This is a genomic window from Mesorhizobium sp. M4B.F.Ca.ET.089.01.1.1 (assembly GCF_004022605.1).
GTDB classification, from domain to species: Bacteria; Pseudomonadota; Alphaproteobacteria; order Rhizobiales; family Rhizobiaceae; genus Mesorhizobium; species Mesorhizobium abyssinicae.
In genome coordinates, this window is sequence record NZ_RZOS01000455.1 from 1 (window position 1) to 4,351 (window position 4,351).

Annotated in this window: 5 protein-coding genes; 4 read left to right on the plus strand and 1 reads right to left on the minus strand. The window is 65.3% G+C overall.

The features are described from left to right. Positions 1–1,486, plus strand: a 1,486-nt coding sequence (locus EN780_RS28375) for a helicase-related protein (RefSeq protein WP_189556798.1), incomplete at its 5' end; no start/stop codon positions are given. Positions 1,487–1,559: 73 nt separating this feature from the next. On the opposite strand, the gene EN780_RS28380 is transcribed toward EN780_RS28375, so the two are convergent. Beyond that, positions 1,560–2,504 carry an IS110 family transposase gene (locus EN780_RS28380; protein WP_189556799.1) on the minus strand — a complete coding sequence of 315 codons (945 nt, stop codon included), beginning with the start codon at positions 2,502–2,504 and terminating at the stop codon, positions 1,560–1,562. A 346-nt stretch (positions 2,505–2,850) separates the two neighbouring features. On the opposite strand from EN780_RS28380, the gene EN780_RS28385 reads away from it, so the two are divergent. The 3 genes from EN780_RS28385 to EN780_RS28395 all read left to right on the plus strand — a co-directional run bounded on the left by EN780_RS28385 (position 2,851) and on the right by EN780_RS28395 (position 4,342). Then, entirely contained in the window at positions 2,851–3,330 is a 480-nt protein-coding gene (locus EN780_RS28385; RefSeq protein WP_127394278.1) for a hypothetical protein, read from the plus strand. A 202-nt stretch (positions 3,331–3,532) separates the two neighbouring features. Next, complete coding sequence (locus EN780_RS28390) at positions 3,533–3,880, plus strand: hypothetical protein (protein ID WP_127394279.1); 348 nt, start codon at positions 3,533–3,535, stop codon at positions 3,878–3,880. 90 nt (positions 3,881–3,970) lie between these two features. Next, positions 3,971–4,342 carry a hypothetical protein gene (locus EN780_RS28395; RefSeq protein WP_128275945.1) on the plus strand — a complete coding sequence of 124 codons (372 nt, stop codon included), beginning with the start codon at positions 3,971–3,973 and terminating at the stop codon, positions 4,340–4,342. The last annotated feature ends 9 nt before the right edge of the window (positions 4,343–4,351 follow it).

A 4,351-nucleotide genomic window follows, 5' to 3' on the forward strand; every position in this document is an offset into this window, starting at 1 on the left:
TCCTCTGTCTGTCGCGGTTTCGGCGACGCCCGGCGGCTGGGAACTGGAGCAGTCCGGCGGCGTCTTCGCCGAGCAGGTCATCCGTCCGACCGGACTTATCGACCCGCCGGTCGAGGTGCGTCCCGCCAAGAGCCAGGTCGACGACGTCGTCGGCGAGATCCGCGACACGACCAGGGCCGGCTACCGCACGCTGGTCACCGTGCTCACCAAGCGCATGGCCGAGGACCTCACCGAATATCTGCATGAGAACGGCATCCGGGTCCGCTACATGCATTCCGACATCGACACGCTGGAGCGCATCGAGATCCTGCGCGATCTGCGCCTCGGCGCCTTCGACGTACTGGTCGGCATCAACCTTCTGCGCGAGGGCCTCGACATTCCCGAGTGCGGCTTCGTCGCCATTCTCGACGCCGACAAGGAAGGTTTTTTGCGCTCCGAAACCTCGCTGATCCAGACCATTGGCCGCGCCGCCCGCAACGTCGACGGCAAGGTCATCCTCTACGCCGACCAGATCACCGGCTCGATGGAACGCGCCATGGCGGAAACCAACCGCCGCCGCGAGAAGCAGATGGAGTGGAACGCCGCCAACGGCATCACGCCTGAATCGGTCAAGTCGCGCATCGCCGACATCCTCGATTCGGTCTACGAGAAGGACCATGTCCGCGCCGACATCTCGCAGTTCACCGACGATGCCGGTGCGATGATGGGCAACAATCTGAAGACCCATCTCGAGGCGCTGGACAAGCAGATGCGCGACGCCGCCGCCAATCTCGATTTCGAGAAGGCCGCCCGCGTCCGCGACGAGATCAAGCGGCTGCGCGAGATGGAGCTTGCCATCTCCGACGACCCGCTGGCACGCGAGGTCGAAAGCCAGAGCCCGGCCTCGGGCCGCGAAAAGGGCAAGCACAACAAGGGCGTGGCGAAACATCGTACCGCGGAGGAACAGGAACGTTTCCGCAGGCTCGACGAAGCACGTGCCGCCGAAGCGGCTGCCAAGGCTGCCCGGCCCAACCTCTTCCGCAAGCCGCAACTCGACGAAATGGGCGCCGATGGCGCCGTGCCGGTGAAGAAGCCACTGTTCGCCAAACCGTCGATCGACGACATGGGCCCTGGCACCGACATGCCGACGCCCGCGGGTGCCGTGTCGCGCTCGCTGTTCAAGAAGCAGTCGGCGCAGGAGGCGCACGGCTCCGACTTCGGCCTTCCCGGCGAGCCCACCAAGCCTCTGTTCAAGAAGAACTCGCTCGACGAGATGACGGTGCGGCGGACCGAAAAGCCGGTCGAAGGAAAAGTGCCGGCGAAACCAAAGCCAATCTCCCCCCATGTGGGGGAGATGTCCGGCAGGACAGAGGGGGGCGCGAAGGAACGCGACGATTCCCCTAAACCAATCGTTCGCCAGCGCGCCGGTATCGGCTCCTACGAGGATCCCGGCGACGCCCGCCGCGAAAAGCGTCGGCCGGGCAAGACGGGTAGGCCGGGACGGTAGCGCCTCTCCTTCCCCCCTTGTGGGAGAAGGTGGATGGGCGCGCAGCGCCGAGACGGATGAGCAACTGTGTTCGTCAGGACCTGTTTGGATTCCAAGGTTCGTTGTTTTGGATCATCGCGCTGAGGATGGTCAGGATCTTTCGTGCCACGGCGACGAGAGCGACCTTGGGCTCCTTGCCCTTGGCGATGAGACGCTGGTGGAAGGCCTTGAGGACGGGATTTGAGCGACTGGCGGTGAGGGCAGCCATATAGACCACCCTGTGCACGGCGTGACGACCGCCCCAGATAATGCGGCGGCCTTTGAAGGTGCCGCTGTCGAAGTCGTATGGGGCCAGGCCAGCAAGGGCTGCGATTTCGCGCCGCGAGGCCTGCCCTATCTCCGGCGCCAAGGCCAGCACGGTATAGCTGAACACCGGACCGGCACCGTGGAAGGACTGGATCAGGCGGTCCCTGGCCGCGAACGCCGGCTGGCTGGCGACAAGATCGGCCATGCGCTTGGCCAGCAGTGCGATATCGAACTCGATGCGGCGCAGACGCTGGGTGAAGATGCGCTTGACCGTCGGCTCGCGGACCTGCTCGAGCTGATTGGCCAGGCTGACCTTGTCGTCGCTGAGTTGCCTGCGGGCCACGACCAGATCGGCCAGTTGCTCGGCGATTGGGTCGCACTGCACCGGCCGGGTCGGCAGTTCGGCGGTATAGCGTGCAATCAGCAGGGCATCGATGCGGTCGTTCTTGGCCAGTCGGCCAAGCGCGCGGGCATAGTGGCGCAGCTTGTGCGGATTGACGTTCCTGGCCGGTAAACCCGCCTTGCGCAGCGCCTTGGCCACGCCGCGCTCATAGCCTCCACTCGGCTCCATGCCGATGGCGCGCACGTTGCGGCCTTTCAGCCACTTGCTCAGCTTGGCCCATCCGTCCTTGTCGTTGTCGAAACGCGCTTGTTCCTGCGTCTGGAACACGGCCACGTCGAGCCATCGCTTGGCAACGTCGATGCCGACATCCTGAACCGTTCCTGCAGCCATCTTCTCGGTCCCTTCCTTGTGTGCGGGGGCTTGCCCCTTGCAACTGTTCGGGTTCACAAAAGAAGGCGGTCGGGCCCCAGCTCATCCACGGTTTAGGCTACCTGAGGGGTGACGGGCTCTCGACCGCCGCCACGGATCAGGCAAGCACCTGGTCCGTGGCACCCCTCAACAATGCACGATTCCAGACACACAAGGGGTGTTGGAAGAAATGAGCCGTTCGTGTCTTCTGGAACACCCCTCATCCGACCTCGCTTCGCGAGGCCACCTTCTCCCGCAGGGGGAGAAGGAAGAACCGCCGCCGTCCCGCCCGCTTATGCTCTACTCCCCCACCTCGAAAGCCACGCCCATGTCCGTAGAACTCCGCAACAGTCCCACCAACAAGTTCTCTTCCGTCGCCGGGTCGCTGCTGATGGCGGCGATCTTTGGCTTCTATGCGCTGAAGGGGCTGGTCAACGGCGCCGATGGCGGGCGGGTGTTCTTCGTCGCGCTGCTGGCGCTGGGCTTCCTCGGCTTCGGTGGCTACCTCGCGCGCGGCGCCTTCGACACCTCGGTCAAGGTGGTGCTCGACGAGAACGGTTTTCGGGATCGCCGCCGCGGCGACGTGCTGGTGCCATGGGACAAGGTGCAAAGCGTGCGCCTCTCCTCCCCCGGCAAGGGCTCGGGCGTGGTCAGTTTCGAGCTCAACGAGGCGCCGCCCGACGCGCTGGCCAATGCGCTGTTTGGCGGCAACACCGTGCGCATGGAGATCAACTCGCTCGACATGAGCGGGCCGGACATTGTCGCGGAGATCGAGCGGCTGGCGCCGCATGTGGTGGTGGGTCGCTGATCTCCCCCCTCGAGGGGGAGATGTCGCCAAAGGCGACAGACGTCGCGCGTGGAACGCCTGCGCCCCCTTTCGTCACGATAAGGCTCGGAGCTTCACGCGGGGCGCGACCCCCTCTGGCCTGCCGGCCATCTCCCCCTCGAGGGGGGAGATTACGCGCTTCGCCCGCCCATGCTCTACTCTCCACTCTCCAGGACCCGCCGCCATGATTCGCCTCGCCCTCGCCGCCCTGCTCATCGCCGGCCCAGCCCTCGCCGACGACATGTCGGTGTTCGTCCGCAACAAGCGCTCGGACGGCGTCGCGGTCGAACTGTTCAGCCGCGACCGCGATACGGTCTGGCCGGGCGACAACAAGGTCTTCCTGATCCGCCCGGGCGCGCGGAAATCGGTGCCGATCTCCTGCAATCCGGGCGAGAACATCTGCTGGGGCGCCTGGGTCAATGGCGACGACCAGGTCTCCGCCGGCGTCGGCCCCGACAACGACCAGCCCTGCGATTCATGCTGCTTCATCTGCGTGGAGCATTCGACGGAGACGATCGACCTGGCGGAGTAGGGGAAAGCGCCAACCAATCCTTCCCCGTTCCAGCCTCGCATGGCATGGTCGAACTCTCGGCCGAGGGGCCGATTCTTTCGGGGGACTGCCATGACTTTCTTCACCGCCCGCCGCATCGCCGCGGCGTTCTTCATCGCCACGCTGGCCGCGCCGGCGGCGCATGCCGGCGACGTCACGTTCGAGATCAGGAACGGCCATCCCAACGCCATGCGGCTCGAGCTCTACAGCCAGGACCGCGACTACGTCTGGCCGGGCAATGACAAGGATTTCTACCTCGACGACGGCGAGACCAAGCAACTGCCGATCTCCTGCGAGGAGGGCGAATCGATCTGCTACGGCGCCTGGGTCGACGGCGACGAAGGCACCTATTGGGGCGTCGGCCCCGACAACGACCAGCCCTGCGATTCATGCTGCTTCATCTGCGTGGAGCATTCGACGGAGACGATCGACCTGGCGGAGTAGGGGAAAGCG

Bases quoted from the DNA above. Each gene is read 5' to 3' on its own strand.
- EN780_RS28380 (WP_189556799.1), bottom strand. From the start codon at position 2,504: ATGGCTGCAGGAACGGTTCAGGATGTCGGCATCGACGTTGCCAAGCGA.
- EN780_RS28385 (WP_127394278.1), top strand. From the start codon at position 2,851: ATGTCCGTAGAACTCCGCAACAGTCCCACCAACAAGTTCTCTTCCGTC.
- EN780_RS28390 (WP_127394279.1), top strand. From the start codon at position 3,533: ATGATTCGCCTCGCCCTCGCCGCCCTGCTCATCGCCGGCCCAGCCCTC.
- EN780_RS28395 (WP_128275945.1), top strand. From the start codon at position 3,971: ATGACTTTCTTCACCGCCCGCCGCATCGCCGCGGCGTTCTTCATCGCC.